This window comes from Pseudomonas palleroniana (assembly GCF_022836895.1).
Lineage (GTDB): Bacteria > Pseudomonadota > Gammaproteobacteria > Pseudomonadales > Pseudomonadaceae > Aquipseudomonas > Aquipseudomonas palleroniana.
Map to the genome: position 1 here is coordinate 439,258 of NZ_CP092411.1, position 16,582 is coordinate 455,839.

The 16,582-nt window shown below is 61.1% G+C and carries 18 protein-coding genes; 8 read left to right on the top strand and 10 right to left on the bottom strand.

Going from position 1 to position 16,582, the window contains the following annotated elements; translation table 11 throughout:
- The first annotated feature begins 16 nt into the window (after positions 1–16).
- Genes MJP36_RS01820 through MJP36_RS01835 form a run of 4 tightly spaced genes read left to right on the top strand, consistent with a single transcriptional unit; the run spans position 17 to position 2,822 of the window.
- Entirely contained in the window at positions 17–499 is a 483-nt protein-coding gene (locus tag MJP36_RS01820) for a Fur family transcriptional regulator (protein ID WP_060756495.1), read from the top strand.
- The gene (gene znuC, locus MJP36_RS01825; RefSeq protein ID WP_104995110.1) at positions 499–1,284 is read left to right on the top strand and encodes a zinc ABC transporter ATP-binding protein ZnuC; all 786 of its coding nucleotides are present in this window, start codon (positions 499–501) and stop codon (positions 1,282–1,284) included. The genes MJP36_RS01820 and znuC overlap by 1 nt, the downstream gene beginning before the upstream one ends.
- Entirely contained in the window at positions 1,277–2,065 is a 789-nt protein-coding gene (gene znuB, locus MJP36_RS01830; protein ID WP_060756497.1) for a zinc ABC transporter permease subunit ZnuB, read from the top strand. Before znuC ends, znuB begins: the two co-directional genes overlap by 8 nt.
- A gap of 37 nt (positions 2,066–2,102) precedes the next feature.
- Positions 2,103–2,822 (top strand): PA5502 family lipoprotein, encoded by a 720-nt coding sequence (locus MJP36_RS01835; protein WP_161548499.1) that lies wholly within the window; start codon positions 2,103–2,105, stop codon positions 2,820–2,822.
- Positions 2,823–2,912: 90 nt separating this feature from the next.
- On the opposite strand, the gene katE is transcribed toward MJP36_RS01835, so the two are convergent.
- Complete coding sequence (gene katE / locus MJP36_RS01840) at positions 2,913–5,054, bottom strand: catalase HPII (RefSeq protein ID WP_104995109.1); 2,142 nt, start codon at positions 5,052–5,054, stop codon at positions 2,913–2,915.
- A 265-nt stretch (positions 5,055–5,319) separates the two neighbouring features.
- On the opposite strand from katE, the gene MJP36_RS01845 reads away from it, so the two are divergent.
- The 3 genes from MJP36_RS01845 to MJP36_RS01855 are packed head-to-tail and all read left to right on the top strand — an operon-like array spanning position 5,320 to position 7,824.
- Positions 5,320–6,327, top strand: coding sequence for a methionine ABC transporter ATP-binding protein (locus tag MJP36_RS01845; protein ID WP_161548500.1), 1,008 nt, complete (start codon positions 5,320–5,322; stop codon positions 6,325–6,327).
- Positions 6,327–7,001, top strand: coding sequence for a methionine ABC transporter permease (locus MJP36_RS01850; RefSeq protein ID WP_060756501.1), 675 nt, complete (start codon positions 6,327–6,329; stop codon positions 6,999–7,001). The genes MJP36_RS01845 and MJP36_RS01850 overlap by 1 nt, the downstream gene beginning before the upstream one ends.
- A gap of 49 nt (positions 7,002–7,050) precedes the next feature.
- Positions 7,051–7,824, top strand: a complete 774-nt coding sequence (locus tag MJP36_RS01855; protein ID WP_090367721.1) for a MetQ/NlpA family ABC transporter substrate-binding protein — start codon at positions 7,051–7,053, stop codon at positions 7,822–7,824.
- 65 nt (positions 7,825–7,889) lie between these two features.
- On the opposite strand, the gene MJP36_RS01860 is transcribed toward MJP36_RS01855, so the two are convergent.
- Genes MJP36_RS01860 through MJP36_RS01880 form a run of 5 tightly spaced genes read right to left on the bottom strand, consistent with a single transcriptional unit; the run spans position 7,890 to position 11,813 of the window.
- A complete protein-coding gene (locus MJP36_RS01860; protein ID WP_090367723.1) occupies positions 7,890–8,525 on the bottom strand; it encodes an SCO family protein in 636 nt (211 codons plus the stop codon).
- Positions 8,522–9,421: a heme o synthase gene (gene cyoE, locus MJP36_RS01865; protein ID WP_090367725.1), complete on the bottom strand. Its 900-nt coding sequence runs from the start codon at positions 9,419–9,421 to the stop codon at positions 8,522–8,524. Before cyoE ends, MJP36_RS01860 begins: the two co-directional genes overlap by 4 nt.
- Complete coding sequence (locus tag MJP36_RS01870; RefSeq protein WP_198761118.1) at positions 9,409–10,488, bottom strand: COX15/CtaA family protein; 1,080 nt, start codon at positions 10,486–10,488, stop codon at positions 9,409–9,411. Before MJP36_RS01870 ends, cyoE begins: the two co-directional genes overlap by 13 nt.
- Positions 10,489–10,498: 10 nt before the next feature.
- On the bottom strand, positions 10,499–11,083 hold the full coding sequence (locus tag MJP36_RS01875; protein ID WP_060756506.1) for a hypothetical protein: 585 nt from the start codon (positions 11,081–11,083) through the stop codon (positions 10,499–10,501).
- The gene (locus MJP36_RS01880) at positions 11,049–11,813 is read right to left on the bottom strand and encodes an SURF1 family protein (protein WP_244384743.1); all 765 of its coding nucleotides are present in this window, start codon (positions 11,811–11,813) and stop codon (positions 11,049–11,051) included. Before MJP36_RS01880 ends, MJP36_RS01875 begins: the two co-directional genes overlap by 35 nt.
- A gap of 33 nt (positions 11,814–11,846) precedes the next feature.
- Here MJP36_RS01880 and MJP36_RS01885 point away from each other — a divergent pair, with 33 nt between their 5' ends.
- The gene (locus tag MJP36_RS01885; RefSeq protein ID WP_060756508.1) at positions 11,847–12,050 is read left to right on the top strand and encodes a twin transmembrane helix small protein; all 204 of its coding nucleotides are present in this window, start codon (positions 11,847–11,849) and stop codon (positions 12,048–12,050) included.
- A gap of 6 nt (positions 12,051–12,056) precedes the next feature.
- Here the strand turns inward: MJP36_RS01885 and MJP36_RS01890 are convergent, their stop codons facing one another.
- The 4 genes from MJP36_RS01890 to coxB all read right to left on the bottom strand — a co-directional run bounded on the left by MJP36_RS01890 (position 12,057) and on the right by coxB (position 16,367).
- Complete coding sequence (locus MJP36_RS01890) at positions 12,057–12,944, bottom strand: cytochrome c oxidase subunit 3 (RefSeq protein ID WP_060756509.1); 888 nt, start codon at positions 12,942–12,944, stop codon at positions 12,057–12,059.
- A 35-nt stretch (positions 12,945–12,979) separates the two neighbouring features.
- On the bottom strand, positions 12,980–13,531 hold the full coding sequence (locus MJP36_RS01895; RefSeq protein ID WP_090367731.1) for a cytochrome c oxidase assembly protein: 552 nt from the start codon (positions 13,529–13,531) through the stop codon (positions 12,980–12,982).
- Positions 13,532–13,597: 66 nt separating this feature from the next.
- On the bottom strand, positions 13,598–15,181 hold the full coding sequence (gene ctaD, locus MJP36_RS01900; protein WP_060756511.1) for a cytochrome c oxidase subunit I: 1,584 nt from the start codon (positions 15,179–15,181) through the stop codon (positions 13,598–13,600).
- Positions 15,182–15,239: 58 nt separating this feature from the next.
- On the bottom strand, positions 15,240–16,367 hold the full coding sequence (gene coxB / locus MJP36_RS01905; RefSeq protein ID WP_060756512.1) for a cytochrome c oxidase subunit II: 1,128 nt from the start codon (positions 16,365–16,367) through the stop codon (positions 15,240–15,242).
- Between the last annotated feature and the right edge of the window lie 215 nt (positions 16,368–16,582).

Consider the following 16,582-nt stretch of genomic DNA (forward strand, 5'->3'; position numbering starts at 1 on the left):
ATGTCTGTCGCCGCTCATGCCTAAAACACCGCTTGCCAGCCGTCCCCACGACCACTCCCACTGCGTGCATACCGCGCTGTCGGAAGCCGACACCCTGTGTACGCAGAAGGGCCTGCGCCTGACCGCATTGCGCCGTCGGGTGCTGGAACTGGTGTGGCAAAGCCACAAGCCGCTGGGCGCCTACGACATTCTTGGCGTGCTCAGCGAGCAGGACGGCCGCCGCGCCGCGCCGCCGACCGTATACCGCGCGCTGGACTTCCTGCTGGAAAACGGCTTGGTGCATCGCATCGCCTCCCTCAACGCCTTTGTCGGCTGCAGCCATCCGGAGCACGCGCATCAAGGCCAGTTCCTGATCTGCCGGGAGTGCCACGCCGCCATCGAGCTTGAACAGAAAAGCATCAGCGACGCCATCATCCAGAGCTCCGCCGACGTCGGCTTCAAGGTTGAAGGGCAAACGGTCGAAGTGGTCGGGCTCTGCTCGGGTTGCCAGGGGGCTTGATGAGCAACGCGTTAATCCGCCTGGAACAGGTCGCGGTCACGTTCGCCGGGCAAAACGTACTGGATAACATCGCGCTGAGCGTCGAGCCCGGGCAGATCGTCACGCTGATCGGCCCCAATGGCGCGGGCAAGACCACCCTGGTGCGTGCCGTGCTCGGTTTGCTCAAGCCCGACAGCGGCCGTGTATGGCGCAAACCCAAGCTGCGTGTCGGCTACATGCCGCAGAAGCTGCACGTCGATCCGACGCTGCCCCTGTCGGTACTGCGCTTTCTGCGCCTGGTGCCCGGTGTCGACCGTACCCGCGCGCTGGCCGCGCTCAAGGAGGTCGGCGCCGAGCAGGTCATCGACAGCCCGGTGCAAAGCATCTCCGGCGGCGAAATGCAGCGCGTCTTGCTGGCCCGCGCCCTGTTGCGCGAGCCCGAACTGCTGGTACTGGACGAACCTGTACAAGGCGTCGACGTCGCAGGCCAGGCCGAGCTGTACAGCCTGATCACCCGCCTGCGCGACCGCCATGGCTGCGGCGTGCTGATGGTCTCCCACGACCTGCACCTGGTGATGAGCACCACCGACCAAGTGGTGTGCCTCAACCGCCATGTGTGCTGCTCCGGCCACCCGGAGCAGGTCAGCGGCGACCCGGCCTTCGTCGAGTTGTTCGGCAAGAACGCGCAGAGCCTGGCGATCTACCACCACCATCACGATCATGCCCATGATTTGCATGGCGCCGTCGTGACTGATCCGGCCAAACCTCATACCCACGTTCATGGAGATAGCTGCAAGCATGGCTGATTTTCTGCTCTACGCCCTGCTGGCAGGCTTGGCTTTGGCATTGGTGGCGGGCCCATTGGGCTCGTTCGTGGTCTGGCGGCGCATGGCCTATTTCGGCGACACCTTGTCCCACGCCGCCCTGCTGGGCGTCGCCTTGGGCTTTTTGCTGGATGTGAGTCCGACCCTCGCCGTCACCGTGGGCTGCCTGCTGCTGGCGGTCCTGCTGGTGACGCTGCAACAACGCCAGCCACTGGCCTCCGACACGCTACTGGGCATCCTGGCTCCAAGCACCCTATCCCTGGGCCTGGTGGTACTGAGCTTCATGCACGAAGTACGCATCGACCTGATGGCCTACCTGTTTGGCGATCTGCTGGCGATCAGCCCCGGCGACCTTGCCTGGATACTCGGCGGCAGCGCCGTCGTACTGGTTTTGCTGGTAACCCTGTGGCGCCCGTTGCTGGCGATCACAGTGCATGAAGAACTGGCCACGGTGGAAGGTTTGCCGGTGCCGGCCCTGCGCATGGCCCTGATGCTGTTGATCGCGGTGGTGATTGCTGTTGCGATGAAGATAGTCGGCGTATTGTTGATCACGTCGCTGCTGATCATTCCCGCCGCAGCCGCCCAGCGCCATGCCCGCTCCCCCGAGCAGATGGCCATCGGCGCCAGCCTGCTGGGGATGCTGGCAGTGTGCGGGGGCCTGGCGCTGTCCTGGTTCAAGGACACGCCCGCAGGACCGTCGATTGTGGTAACGGCGGCCGCCCTGTTTCTGCTGAGTTTTGTCCTGCCCCGTCGAGGGGTGTAGACTTGCTCGCTTTTTGCGCAATTAGAGAGTCGCAGGAATGAAGCCGTTCAACGCCCGTTATCTGCTCCTTGCCGCATTTTCCCTGCTGCTGGGCGCCTGCCAAAGCACACCGCCGGCCGCTCCCGCAGCCCCGGATGCGCGTGCCGTGGCCATCGCGCAACTGGAGCAAAACCTGGCCAGCAGCGAGCTGGCCACCGCTGAAGATCAACTCGCCGCATTGCAGGCCCAGTCGCCTGACGATCCGGCCCTGGAAACTTACCAACGCCAGCTGGCCGAAGCCTACCTGCAACGCAGCCAGATCGTCTTGCAAAAGGGTGACGTCAACGCCGCCGCCACGGCGCTGAGCCGTGCACGCGCATTGATGCCCAAGGCGCCCGCGCTGACCGGCGGCGTCAACAACGCCATCAGCCACGCCCGCAAAGCCGAGCTGGATAAAGCCGAAGCGGCGTTGAAAGCCGCCGAAACCAAGCCTGTCGCCAAAGTCATCGACCCGGCAGCCGAAAGCACGACCGTGGCGCTGAACCTCACCGACATAGAAGAACTTCGCCATCAACTGGATGCGATTGCCACCGACGTGGTGAATTACCAGTGCGACGTGAGCATTCAAGTGCCGCGCACCCAGGACTACCCATGGCTGTCCACCTTGCTGAGCAAACGGGTGAAGCGAATTGATTCGGGATATGACCTGAAGATCCACCGGCAGATTCTGAAAAGGATCCCGGCGCAGGTTGTGCTGATTCCGCGCAAAACCCAGTAAAAGCATCGGGAGCAAGCCCCCTCCCACACTTGAAAACTTCATCATTCAAGTGTGGGAGGGGGCTTGCTCCCGATAGCGTTCTGCGATCACTTAAGCCGGAATAGCCTTGGCCTTCGGTTCACGCTCCCACACCCGATGCTGGGCAATCGCGGCAAAAAACGCCTTGAATGCTTTTGCATCCGCTCCCACGATCAACCCCGCATCCACCTCAAGCTTGAGCAGCTCCAGCAAGGGCTTGGCATCACCGGCAACGGCAATCGCCTTCAGGTGCTTGTACGCTTCCAACAGGTAGTGCAACGCCACGCCATCCCCGCTCAGCGCCTTGATCGACTCCTTACCGCCCGGTACAAACACCGCATCAAACGCAATGGACGGCATGCCTTCCATCGACGCGTCTACCGCCAGGCTCTTACCATCAGCGGTCTTCACCGGTGCTGAAGTCGGCCCCAGCAACTTGGCGTGCGCACCTTCGGCTTCCAGCGCTGCCTTCAACGCCGCAATCGCCGCACCATCCACACCGTTAGCCGCCAGAATCGCGACTTTGCGCGTCTTGATATCGCCCGACAGCAGGTTCACCTGGCTCAAGGCCGGCGACACTTTCAACGACGCCTTACGTGGCGGCACCGTACCTTTGGTCGGCGCCGGCAAGCCCAGGTTCTGTGCAACGCGCTTGGCCAGTTCCAGGTCGATATTGGCCAGGATCTCATTCACCTGGCGAGCGCGGATAAACTCGCGCTCCACCTTGCCCAACTCGAAGCTGTAGGCCGCGATGATGTGCTCTTTCTCGTGATGGCTCATGCTGTTGAAAAACAGCGTGGCTTGCGAGAAGTGGTCACCAAACGACTCGCTGCGCTCACGTACCTTGTTGGCGTCGACGCGCTCGTAATAGCTTTCGAAACCACCATTCTCGGCAGCCGGAGGCGTTTCTTTCGGCCAACCTCCGTCAATCGAATTCGGTTCGTATGCGGCACGCCCCTTGTCGATCACCGTACGGTGTTGGGCATCGCGCTGGCCGTTATGGAAAGGCACGACCGGACGATTGATCGGCAATTCGTGAAAGTTCGGGCCACCGAGTCGGCTGATCTGAGTATCCGTGTAAGAAAACAGACGGCCTTGCAGCAACGGATCATTGGTGAAGTCGATACCCGGCACGATATGGCCTGGGCAAAAGGCGACCTGCTCGACTTCGGCAAAGAAGTTGTCCGGGTTGCGGTTGAGCACCATCTTGCCCAGCGGTGTCACCGGCACCAGTTCTTCGGGGATGATCTTGGTCGGGTCGAGCAGGTCGAAGTCAAACTTGTGCTCGTCCTCTTCGGCTACGATCTGCACGCCCAATTCCCATTCCGGGTAGTCGCCACTCTCAATCGCTTCCCACAGGTCGCGACGGTGGTAATCGGTATCTTTACCGGCAAGCTTTTGCGCCTCGTCCCACACCAGCGAGCAGGTGCCGACTTTCGGGTGCCAGTGGAACTTCACAAAGCTCGATTGACCTTCGGTGTTGATCATGCGGAAAGTATGAACGCCAAACCCCTGCATGGCGCGTAGGCTTTTCGGGATGGCGCGGTCGGACATGGCCCACAGCACCATGTGCGCCGACTCCGGCTGCAGCGAAACGAAATCCCAGAATGTATCGTGAGCCGAGCCACCGGTAGGAATCTCGTTGTGCGGCTCAGGCTTCACCGCGTGTACGAAGTCAGGAAACTTGATGGCGTCCTGTATGAAAAATACCGGCATGTTGTTGCCAACCAAATCGAAGTTGCCTTCGTCGGTAAAGAACTTCACGGCGAAGCCGCGCACATCGCGCACGGTGTCGCCCGAACCCCGAGGGCCTTGCACAGTGGAGAAGCGCACAAATACCGGGGTTTTATGCTCAGGATTGCGCAAAAACCCGGCCTTGCTCAGCGCCGAGTGGTTCTCATAAGTCTGGAAATAACCATGGGCCGCGGTACCCCGGGCATGCACGATGCGCTCCGGGATGCGTTCATGGTCAAAATGCGTGATCTTTTCACGCATGATGAAGTCTTCCAGCAACGAGGGGCCACGGGCGCCAACTTTCAGGGTGTTCTGGTTGTCGGCAATCTTCACACCCTGGTTGGTGCGCAGGGCCTGGCCGGTAGCATCGGAGCGAAACTCCTCCAGCGCTTGCAGCTTGGCGTTGGTATTGCCACGGTCCAGGGTGTCGGTCCCCGCAAGCTCACTCTTTGGCGGGGTGACTGGCTTTTTAGTACTCATCGGGCAAAAACTCCTTCTTAAGTGGCCAGAGCGATCCCCGGCTCTTCTAGAACAACCCCCAGGCACGGCACCTGGGGATTTCGAATTGCCTAAGTAGTGACTGATCCCTTTATGCACCGTTCCTTTTTTATGACCTTTGATCGCGTTATTGCCAAATCGCTGGTTGAATGCGAAATAAATGCTAAGAAACGCTATACGGACAGGCTAAAATGCGCGCCCGGCTAACCGCTGCTCCCTTTTCCATGCGCCCCACAAGGTTCGCTACGTGATCGAGTTTCATAACGTCCATAAAACCTACCGCGTCGCCGGTAAGGAAATCCCCGCCCTGCACCCCACCAGCCTGCGCGTCGAAAACGGCCAGGTATTCGGCCTGATTGGCCACTCCGGGGCGGGTAAAAGCACACTGCTGCGCCTGATCAACCGCCTGGAGCAACCCAGCGGCGGCCAAATTACTGTCGACGGTGAAGAAGTCACCGCCCTGGATGCCAACGGCCTGCGTCGTTTCCGCCAGCAAGTCGGGATGATCTTCCAACACTTCAACCTGCTGGCCTCCAAGACCGTCGCCGACAACGTGGCGCTGCCGCTGACCCTGGCCGGCGAATTGTCACGCAAGGACATCGACCTGCGCGTGGCCGAACTGCTCGCCCGCGTCGGCCTGTCGGACCACGCCAGGAAGTACCCGGCGCAGTTGTCCGGCGGCCAGAAGCAACGCGTCGGCATCGCCCGTGCCTTGGCGACCAAACCGAAAATCCTGCTGTGCGACGAAGCCACCAGTGCCCTCGACCCACAGACCACCGCTTCGGTGCTGCAACTGCTGGCCGAGATCAACCGCGAGCTGAAGCTGACCATCGTGCTGATCACCCATGAAATGGACGTGATCCGCCGCGTTTGCGACCAAGTAGCCGTGATGGACGCCGGTGTGATCGTCGAGCAAGGCTCGGTCGCCGAAGTGTTCCTGCACCCTCAGCACCCGACCACCAAGCGTTTCGTGCAGGAAGCCGATCAGATCGATGAAAGCGAGCAACGGGATGACTTTGCCCATGTACCGGGTCGAATCATTCGCCTGACGTTCCAGGGCGAAGCGACCTACGCGCCGCTGCTGGGCACCGTCGCTCGTGAAACCGGTGTGGACTACAGCATCCTGGCCGGTCGTATCGACCGCATCAAAGATATTCCCTATGGCCAACTGACCCTCGCCGTTACCGGCGGGGACATGGAAGCCGCTTTCGCCCGCTTTACTGCGGCAGACGTCCACATGGAGGTTCTGCGCTAATGGAAGTCCTGTTGAGTTTCTTCGCCAATATCGACTGGTCCGAAATCTGGCTCGCCACCGGCGACACCATGACCATGCTCTTCGGCTCGCTGTTCTTCACCGTACTGCTCGGCCTGCCGCTGGGCGTGCTGCTGTTCCTGTGCAGCCCGCGCCAACTGTTTGAACAGAAGGGCCTGTACGCGTTGCTGTCGCTGATCGTGAACATCCTACGCTCGTTGCCGTTCATCATCCTGCTGATCGTGATGATCCCGTTCACGGTCCTGATCACCGGCACTTCGCTGGGTGTGGCCGGCGCGATTCCGCCACTGGTGGTAGGTGCTACGCCGTTCTTCGCACGCCTGGTGGAAACCGCCTTGCGTGAAGTGGACCGCGGCATCATCGAAGCCACCCAATCCATGGGCGCCAGCACACGCCAGATCATCACCAACGCGTTGCTGCCCGAAGCACGCCCCGGCATTTTCGCGGCGATTACGGTGACAGCAATTACACTGGTTTCCTACACCGCCATGGCCGGTGTGGTCGGCGCCGGTGGTTTGGGTGACCTGGCGATCCGCTTCGGCTACCAGCGTTTCCAGACCGATGTGATGGTGGTCACCGTGGTGCTGCTGTTGATCCTGGTGCAAATTCTGCAAACCGTCGGCGACAAGCTGGTGGTGCACTTTTCTCGAAAATAACGGCCATTGCCGGCCCTGCCGGCACATGCCCGAACAAGGAGCTTGCTGGATGAAAAAACTACTGGTTGCTTTCGCCGCCGTTGCCGCGTTTTCCGCCCATGCTGCCGAGACCCTCACGGTCGCCGCATCGCCGGTGCCACACGCAGAGATCCTCGAATTCGTGAAGCCGGCCCTGGCCAAGGAAGGCGTGGACCTGAACGTCAAGGTCTTCACCGACTATGTACAGCCGAACGTACAAGTGGCTGAAAAGCGCCTGGATGCCAACTTCTTCCAGCACCAGCCGTACCTGGACGAGTTCAACAAGGCCAAGGGCACTCACCTGGTGAGCGTCGGCGCGGTGCACCTGGAACCCCTGGGCGCGTACTCCAGCAAGTACAAAAAGCTGGAAGACCTGCCGGACGGTGCCAACGTGGTAATCCCGAACGACGCCACCAACGGCGGCCGCGCACTGTTGCTGCTGGCCAAGCACAACCTGATCACCCTGAAGGACCCGGCCAACATCCTGTCGACCATCAAGGACATCACCGCCAACCCCAAGCACCTGAAATTCCGCGAACTGGAAGCCGCCACCTTGCCGCGCGTGCTGACCCAGGTCGACCTGGCGCTGATCAACACCAACTACGCCCTGGAAGCCAAGCTGGACCCTTCCAAGGATGCGCTGGTGATCGAAGGCAACGACTCGCCTTACGTGAACATCCTGGTGACCCGTGAAGACAACAAGGACTCGGATGCGGTGAAGAAGCTGGTGGCAGCCCTGCACACGCCTGAAGTGAAAGCGTTCATTCTGGAGAAGTACAAGGGCGCGATTCTGCCGGCGTTCTGATCCAACCTAGTGATCGTTCCCACGCTCCGCGTGGGAAAGCAGCCCGGGACGCTCTGCGTCCCGCTTCATTTGCGCTGTAGCAAAACCGGCAACTGCGCCACCAGCTTCTGGTTGTTCAACGGCGCGCGAATAAACCCACGCTGCGTTCCATCCGGCCCGATCAGCGCCAGGTTGCCGCTGTGGTCGACGGTGTAGTTCGGCTTGCTGGTATCAGCCGGAATGAACGGAATGCTCACGGCATTCGAGACCTTCTGCACCTCCTCGACATTCGCGCCGGTCAGGCCTTGGAACTGCGGGTCGAAATAGCCCAGGTACTGTTTGAGCTGGGTCGGCGTATCGCGGTTCGGGTCGACACTGACCAGGATCACCTGCAGCTTGTCCAGCGCCTCCTTGGGCAGTTCGCTCTTGATCTGACGCAGCTGCGCAAGCGTCGTCGGGCAGATGTCCGGGCAGAAGGTGTAGCCGAAGAACAGCAGGCTCCACTTGCCTTTCAATTCGTTGACCAGCACGGGCTGGCCGTCCTGATTGGTCATGGTCACCGGCGGCAACTGGCGACTCTGGGGCAGCAAGATGATGCCGGCGTCGATCAGCGCGGTAGGATCACCCTGACCCTTGCCCGAAAGCACTTTATTGACGGTCAGGCCCATGATCAACGCGACGATGGCCACCAGGATAAACACGGTTTTTTGAGTTCGGGTCATAGGTTCAACAGTAAGTAGTGGTCTACGAGCAGGGCGATAAACAGCAAAAACAGGTACCCGATAGAGTACTTGAAGGTGCTGATCGCCGCGTGCGGCTTGCTGCCACGGTACAGCACCCAGGCCCATTGCAGAAAGCGCCCACCCAATACCAGCGCACAGGCCAGGTACAGCAGGCCGCTCATGTGAATCACATACGGCATCAAGCTCACCGCCAGCAAGGCAAAGGTATAGAGCAAGATATGCACCTTGGTGTAATGCTCGCCGTGGGTAACCGGCAGCATCGGGATATCGGCCTTGGCGTATTCCTCCTTGCGGTGAATGGCCAGGGCCCAGAAGTGTGGCGGGGTCCAGGCGAAGATAATCAACACCAGCAACAGCGGTTCGGCGCTGACGTGCCCGGTGACGGCAACCCAGCCCAGCAGCGGCGGAGCTGCACCGGCCAGGCCGCCGATAACAATGTTTTGCGGGGTCGCACGCTTGAGAAAACCGGTGTAGATCACCGCGTAACCGAGCAACGAGGCCAATGTCAGCCACGCCGCCAGTGGGTTGGTAAACACCAGCAACAGAACCAGGCCCGCAACCGCCAGAAACAATGCAAAGGCCAACGCGGCCACTGGAGAGACCCGCCCCTCGGCTAATGGCCTTTTGTGGGTGCGCGCCATCACCGCATCGATCCGTCGATCCACCACATGGTTGACCGCCGCCGCGCCACCGGCACACAGGGCAATGCCCAGGTTACCGAACACCAGCACCGTCCATGGCACGCCCGCCCGGGTGGCGAGGAACATGCCCACCAGAGACGTGATGAGCATCAGCACCACTACCTTAGGCTTGGTCAGTTCCAGGTAATCACGCCAGATCGCCTGATCGTGACGTGCGCCGATCAAGGCCGCCATGGCATTTCTCCCTTGAGCGTAATGAGGCCCGACACCTGTTTGCGCGCAATGAAGCGCCAACCGAACGGCAACTGATTGCGCACCTGGACCAGGCTGGTACGCGCGTGGTAATTGACCAGCACCAGCGTCAGCAACAACGCCGCGCCCCCTGCGTTATGCGCGACGGCCACCGGCAACGGCAGATGGAAATACACATTGCTCAGGCCCAGGCCGATTTGCGCCGCCAGGGCGATCAGCAGCAAGCCCGCCAGCCGGGTCATACCCACGGCGCGCAACTGCCAGGCCAGGCCGAATAACACCACCGCGACGATAACCGCGCCGATACGGTGGGTCAGGTGGATGGCCGTGCGCGCATCGCTATCGAGCTGCCCGCCCAGGTAGTTGGGGCCGATGTGCTGGGTCAGGTGAAAACCATTGGCAAAGTCCGCCGCCGGCCACCACTGGCCGTGGCACGTCGGCAGGTCGATACAGGCCACCGCCGCATAGTTGGAACTGACCCAGCCGCCCAGCGCGATCTGCCCTATCACCAGCACCAACCCTGCCGTTGCCCAATATTGCAGGCGCTTGGGCACGATCAACGCGGGCAACACGCCGGACAAGCGCAGAGTCAGCAGGAACAGCAGGCTCAGGGTCGCAAAGCCGCCCAGCAGATGGCCGGTGACCACCTGCGGCCACAGCTTCAATGTCACTGTCCACATACCGAATGCCGCTTGGGCGAACACCACCGTCAGCAAGAACAGCGGCAATTTTACCGGCTGGCCGGGGTCACGCCGATGGCTCCACGAACGCGCCGCCAGCAGCACGATCAGCACGCCCAAGGTGCCGGCAAAGTAGCGATGAGTCATTTCGGCCCAGCCTTTGTCCGCCTCCACCGGCGTGTCGGGAAAATGCAGCTCGGCATGGGCCAACTGGGCTTCGGTCTTGGGCACGCTGATAAAGCCGTAGCAACCGGGCCAGTCCGGGCAACCCAGGCCGGCGTGGGTCAGGCGGGTGTAGGCACCCAACAGCACGACCAGCAGCGCCAGCAAGGTGGCAAACAACGCGAGGCGAAATCCAGGTTTGGCCATGACGATGCCCTTATCCGATGTTCGACAGTTTCAGCAGCAGGCGCAGGTCGTTGAGCAGGTCCTTGCCCTTGACCTTGGCGTCGTAGCGCAACACCAGGTTGCCGTGAGGATCGACGATCCACAGTTGCGCCTCACCCGGTGCGGCAGCGTCTTTGGTGAAGGTCGACAGGTCCAGCGCATAGCGCTGCAGTTGCGGGTACTCGGCCTTGAGCCTGGCCTCGTACTCAGCGCTCACCGGCTGGGCACTGGCCAGTGCGTGACTGGCCCGGGAAGCATCGCGGCCCAGGCTGATTTGCAGCTGGCGTGCCAGGTACACCAGTTGCCGGCAATCGTCGGCGCAGGGGGCGGGCGCGGTGACCAGCAGTTGCCAGCGCTCTTCATCCGCCTGCACGCCGATGTCGGCGCGGGTCTGGCCGTTGCCGATCATTTCACCGTGGTAGCTGCGACTGTCCGGCACCCAGAACTGCAACTTGTACATGAAGGTGGCCAGCACCATTGGCCCGATGACCATCATCAGGATCAACATCAGCTGCCAGCGGCCTTTGCGCCGGGCAGGGGCCTCAGACATGCTGGGTGGATTCATGGCCGCTCCCATGGGACTTCTCCTTCTTGTTGTGCCATCCGAGGTAGAGGTAAAGCGCCAGCAACGCCAGTGCCATGGCGAACCACTGCACGGCGTATCCCAAGTGTTTTTCCGGGCCCATGGCGACCACCGCCCAGGTGGTGTCGTACGTACCAGGGCCGGGCTCGGCGCGCAGCTCGTAGGCGAACCCGCTACGGCCCAACTCGGCCCACAACGCGGCGGGGTGCAGGGCGGTGAGCAGGCGCGGCCATCGCCGGGTTGCCGGGTCGGCCTGCAACTGGAAGGTTTCGCCAGGGGCGACGTACACCCAGGCGTCCAGATTCACAGGGGGTTCAGGTGTGGTGAAGACCGGCGGCGTGCGTCGGTCCGGCCAGGGCAGCCAACCACGATTGAGCAGCAACCACAGGCCGCTGGCCTGGTCGTGAAACGGCTGCAGCAGTTCCACCCCCGCACGGCCGTCACGCATGCGGTTGTCGAGCAGCACGCTATGTTCGCCGTCGAACTGACCACGCAAGCGCACGCGGTGGAAGGCGGGATCGGCCATGTCACCGAGTTGCGCGCCGCTGATCGGGTCGGCCACACGCCGCTCGGCATACCGGTCCACCAGCAGCTGTTTTTCATGGCCGCGAGCCAACTGCCAGAACCCCAGGCCCACCATCAACGGCAGCAACACCAGCACCACCAACGTGGGAGCGATACCGGGGCGAAAGCGCGCGATGGCACTGGCTATACTGGTTTTCATCGCCCCTCCCTATAAACGCCCTGGAGCCAGACCATGCTCAAAGCCGCCATTGCCCTGATGCTGATAGCGACTGTCGTGAGCCTATTTAGTGGCTTGTTCTTTCTGGTCAAGGACGAAGGCCACTCCAACCGCCTCGTCACCGCCCTGACCGTGCGTGTCGTCTTGGCCGCAATCACCGTGGGCTTGATCGCCTGGGGCTTTTTCAGCGGCCAGCTGGTTTCTCATGCGCCGTGGTAAGGCGCCTCACAGCACATAAACGAAGAAAAACAGGCCGATCCACACCACATCCACGAAATGCCAATACCAACTGGCCGCCTCGAAGCCGAACTGATGCTCGGCATTGAAATGCCCACGCAAGATGCGCATCAGCATCACAAACAGAATCAGCGTGCCGATGGTCACGTGAGCGCCATGAAAGCCTGTGAGCATGAAGAAAGTTGCTCCATACACCCCCGAACCCAGGGTCAGGCCCAGCTCCTTATAGGCATGCATGTACTCCTCGGCCTGGAAGCCCAGGAACGCCCAACCCAGTAGCACGGTGAGCGCCAGCCACAATTTCAGCGCACCACGATGACCTTTACGCAACGCGTGATGGGCAATGGTGATGGTCACGCTGGAGCTGACCAGCAAGATCGTGTTCACCAGCGGCAAGCCCCACGGACTGATGGTGCCTTCCGGCGGCGGGAAGAGTTTCGGGTCCGGGTTGTTGAGCAGCGGCCAGGTGAATTCGAAATTCGGCCACAGCATGTGCGCGATGCCTTTATGACCTTCACCGCCCAGCCATGGCCCGGACATGTGCCGTACATAAAACAGCGCACCGAAGAACGCGATGAAGAACATCACCTCGGAGAAGATGAACCAGGTCATACCCCAGCGAAACGAACGGTCCATCTGCGGGCTGTACAAACCGGCGCGACTTTCCTTGATCACCGCGCCGAACCAGCCGAACAGCATGTAGGCCAGCAGCAGGCCACCGACGAAAAAGATCCACGGCCCGTGGGATTCCGGGCGCGCCGCCTTCAGGTCGTTGAACCACACGCCCAGGCCGTACACCGTGGTCAACATGCCAAACGTGGCAATTATGGGCCATTTGCTTTGCGCTGGTACGTAGTACGTATCATGAGACGACATGTATTCGCTCTCCTGATTGAGGGGGCAAACAGTAGCTAGCCGCCGCTGCGGACGGCCACCGGCGGCTGGCGCGCAGTGATGTCAAACAGCGTGTACGCCAGGGTCAGATGCTTTACATCCTTGGGCATCGCCCGGTCGACGATGAAGCGCACCGGCATCTCGATACGCTCACCTGGCTGGAGCACCTGCTGGGTAAAGCAAAAGCATTCGGTCTTATGGAAATACATCGCCGCTTCGGCCGGCGAAATGCTCGGCACCGCCTGGGCCGTCATGGCTTTGTCGGTGGGGTTGTAGGCCACGAACAGCATCTCGGTGACCGCTCCAGGGTTGACCACCACCTCGTCAGCCTTGGAGTGAAACTCCCAGACCATATCGATCGCGTTGGTGGACAAGAACTGCACGCGCACTTGGCGCGTCGGATCGACCACCTGCTCGCCCTCGTACTGCCCGGCGGTCTTGCCGTTGATGCCGAACGCCTTGCACATCACGTCGTAAATCGGCACCAGGGCGAAGCCGAAAGCGAACATCGCCACCACCAGGATCAGCAGTCGCGTGACGAGGCGCTTGATTGGTATGGACTCAAGCATGGTGCACACCCAATGTGGCAGGGGGCTTGCTCCCACAGGGAGCCGGTTCGCCATACAGAAGGGGGTTCATTTGACCTCCGGCGGCGTGGTGAAGGTGTGGTACGGCGCGGGTGAGGGGATACTCCACTCCAGGCCCTCGGCGCCTTCCCACGGCTTGGCCGGCGCAGGGGGGCCGCCGCGGATGCACTTGATCACGATGAACAGGAAGAAGATCTGCGTGGCGCCGAACATGAATGCACCGATGGACGACACCATGTTGAAATCGGCGAACTGCAGGTTGTAGTCCGGCACCCGGCGCGGCATGCCGGCCAGCCCGACGAAGTGCATCGGGAAAAACGCCATGTTCATGCCCACGAAGGACAGCCAGAAGTGCAGCTTGCCCAGGGTTTCGTCATACATGTGGCCGGTCCATTTCGGCAGCCAGTAGTAGGCCGAGGCGAAGATGCCGAAGATCGCCCCAGGCACCAGTACGTAATGGAAGTGGGCCACCACAAAGTAGGTGTCGTGGTACTGGAAATCCGCCGGAGCGATTGCCAGCATCAGCCCGGAGAAACCGCCGATGGTGAATAGAATCACGAAGGCCACGGCGAACAGCATCGGCGTCTCGAAGGTCAGCGAGCCTTGCCACATGGTGCTGACCCAGTTGAACACCTTCACCCCCGTCGGCACGGCGATCAGCAGCGTGGCGTACATGAAGAACAACTCGCCCACCAACGGAATGCCGACCACGAACATGTGGTGTGCCCACACGATGAATGACAGGAACGCAATGCTCGCCGTGGCGTACACCATCGAGGTGTAGCCGAACAGCGGCTTGCGCGAGAAGGTCGGGATGATCGAGCTGACGGCGCCAAAGGCCGGCAGGATCATGATGTACACCTCGGGGTGGCCGAAGAACCAGAACACATGCTGGAACAACACCGGGTCACCACCACCGGCCGCGCTGAAGAAGCTGGTACCGAAGTGGATGTCCATCAGCATCATGGTCACGCAACCGGCCAGTACCGGCATCACCGCGATCAACAGGAACGCGGTGATCAGCCAGGTCCACACGAACAGCGGCATCTTCATCAGCGTCATGCCCGGCGCGCGCAGGTTGAGGATGGTGGCGACCACGTTGATCGCGCCCATGATCGAACTGACGCCCATCAGGTGGATGGCGAAAATAAAGAACGTCACGCTTTCCGGCGCGTAGGTGGTGGAGAGCGGGGCGTAGAAGGTCCAGCCGAAGTTCGGCCCGCCGCCCGGGGTGAACAGGGTCGAGACCAGCAGCAGGAACGCCGCCGGCAGCAACCAGAAGCTGAAGTTGTTCATGCGCGGCAAGGCCATGTCCGGCGCGCCGATCATCAGCGGGATCATCCAGTTGGCCAGGCCGACGAAGGCCGGCATCACCGCGCCGAACACCATGATCAAGCCATGCATGGTGGTCATTTGATTGAAGAACGCCGGCTGCACAATCTGCAGGCCCGGCTGGAATAACTCGGCACGGATCACCATGGCGAACGAGCCGCCAAGCAGGAACATGGTGAAGGCGAACCACAGGTACAGGGTGCCGATGTCTTTGTGGTTGGTGGTCAGCACCCAGCGCATCAGACCCTTGGCGGGGCCGTGGGCATGGTCGGTATGACCATGGTCGATCACAGTGCTCATGGCCGTTCTCCTGCACGCGAGTGGGCGGATGGGTTCAAGGCATACGCAGTGAGGGCAGTCATTGGCTTTGCGCCTGTTTCAGAGCCAGCACATCTTTGGGCGTGACCATGTCGCCTTTGTTATTGCCCCAGGCGTTGCGTTCGTAGGTCACCACGGCGGCGATATCCACTTCCGACAGCTGCTTGCCAAACGCAGCCATGGCGGTACCGGGCTTGCCGAAGTAGACGCGGTGCAGGTGGTCTTCCTTCGGCCCGGTGGCGATCGGCGAGCCTTTGAGTGCCGGGAACATCGGCGGCAAGCCCTGGCCTTCGGCCTGGTGACAGGCTACGCAGGTGGTGTGGTAGATCTTGTCGCCACGGGCCACCAGTTCGTCGAGCGTCCACTCTTTGGAGGTCAGCTCCTGCAGTTTGGCCGCTTCTGCTTTGCGTTCGCCAAGCCAGGTGTCGTAGTCGGCCTTGGATTTGACATCGACCACGATCGGCATGAAACCGTGGTCCTTACCGCACAGCTCGGCGCACTGGCCACGGTAGATGCCGGGCTTCTCGATACGGGTCCAGGCCTCGTTGACGAAGCCGGGGATGGCATCGCGCTTGACCGCAAAGGCCGGCACCCACCAGGAGTGGATCACGTCGGCAGCCGTCACCAGAAAGCGCACCTTGGCCCCCACTGGCAGCACCAGCGGTTGATCGACTTCCAACAGGTAATGCTCGCCCTTGGTGGCCTGGTTATGAATCTGCTCGGCGGGCGTGGCCAGGTTGCTGAAGAACTCCACATCCTGGCCCAGGTATTTGTAGTGCCACTTCCACTGATAGCCGGTGACCTGGATATCGATATCCGACTCACTGCTGTCATAGATGTTGATCAGGGTCTTGGTCGCCGGAATGGCCATGGCCACCAGGATCAGAAAGGGCACCACGGTCCAGAGAATCTCCACGGTCGTACTCTCGTGGAACTTCGCCGCCACCTGGCCGGTAGAGCGACGGTGCAGGATCATCGACCAGAACATCGCGCCAAACACAACGATGCCGATCACCACACAGATCCAGAAAATGGTCATGTGCAGGTCGAACACAGCGTGACTGACTTCAGTCGCCCCTGGCGCCATATTCGTTGTCCAGGCGGCGTGCGCCTGGCCGAATACCGACCACAACAGGAGGCCCATCCAAACATGTGGATGTCGCGTCATTGCGGGTTCCCCTTTATGTTTCTTGTTATCCCGCCGGTTTGCACCTGCGGCGAAGGGAGCGGCTTCCATACTGCTTACAACCGCCAAGCCTTGCCTGCTTCATGCAGTTGGGCGTCATCAGCTAATTGCGTACAAACCCGAGTATAGACAGCACCTGCAACCCCGCAATGTGTAGGGGCAAATCAACAAAAATCGACGGGCGGAGCTAATAAAAC